Annotated in this window: 2 pseudogenes; both read right to left on the bottom strand. The window is 31.5% G+C overall.

The features are described from left to right. Positions 1-356 (bottom strand): annotated as a pseudogene (locus tag AACS18_RS19260) (hypothetical protein); the annotation flags it as partial. Continuing rightward, a pseudogene (locus tag AACS18_RS19255) lies at positions 356-1,119 on the bottom strand (hypothetical protein); the annotation flags it as partial. The pseudogenes AACS18_RS19260 and AACS18_RS19255, both read right to left, overlap by 1 nt.

The following is a 1,119-nucleotide window of genomic DNA, read 5'->3' as shown; positions in this document are numbered from 1 at the left end:
AGTTCAATAGGCCTTAATCCACTCTCATAACCAAATAATGCTCTTATCATTTCAAAAGGATACTTCATACTACGCGAAGGATTGATCACGTATAATGCATATTTACTATCAAATCTAAGACCAAACGTTACTTTTAAATAAGCAACGGTTTCAATTTCAGACACTTCACCATCAGGAAGTTCGAACTCTTGCTTACATATAGTTCTTTCAATGAACTGAACAACAAATTCAGAATCATTTTTAATAACTTCAAATCCAAACCCCTTTTCATCAGAGTATCGCTTCTGAAATAAGCGCTCTTCAATATCCCCTCTAGATATAGGAATATCTACACTATAAAGCTTAACCTTGATCATCAACTAGCCTCCTGCCTGTCCATATCAAGCTCTTTTTTCATTTCTAAAGCTAAATCTTTTTTTCCTAGTGACTCAATAATAAAATCATTTATGAGGAATATTTTCTCTTCCAACTTAGATATTATTTTATCAAAATCTGACTGTTCTAGCTTCTCCTTAACACCATCAGGCATTTCTTTATACATAACCTTAAATTTCAGGTTTTTTGCTAAGTACTTTTCATCAAAACCAAGTTCAAATACAATTATTGGATTATTTTTCAGAAATGTTGCTTTTGACTTCCATCGGATACTACTACGATAAAAACCCTCTTTACATAACTCAGTTATCTGTTTTGTATTTACAAGTGATTGTCCATCATATGCAGCATTATTTATATTAAATGTTAGGTTTTCCTCATCATCTTTTTGCGTATCGTCATTAAGACCATATTCAACGCCACTATTGTCACCTAGTTCATCATCATCAAAGATGTTATCTTCTGATTCACTATATATGTCACTTTCAACTTTAATTCGACTAACTCGAACTTTTTCCAAACCTGCATATTCAAAACCAGATGAGTTATAAATACCATCAAAGTCATATAAATGTTGAGCAAACACATTACGCATGTCTGCATCTATAATTGTTGACATATCTATTTCATTGACAACAATATTTGGATTAACAACTGTTTGATAGGTTTTTATTATCTCATCAAGTATACTCTCAATACGTTTTGTATATGAATATCGAATGGATGTGTAATCCTTTCTAGGAA

The organism is Aeromonas sp. HMWF015, assembly GCF_963878965.1.
In the GTDB taxonomy this organism is placed as follows: Bacteria; Pseudomonadota; Gammaproteobacteria; order Enterobacterales; family Aeromonadaceae; genus Aeromonas; species Aeromonas veronii.
This window is presented reverse-complemented; position numbering and strand designations above follow the sequence as displayed.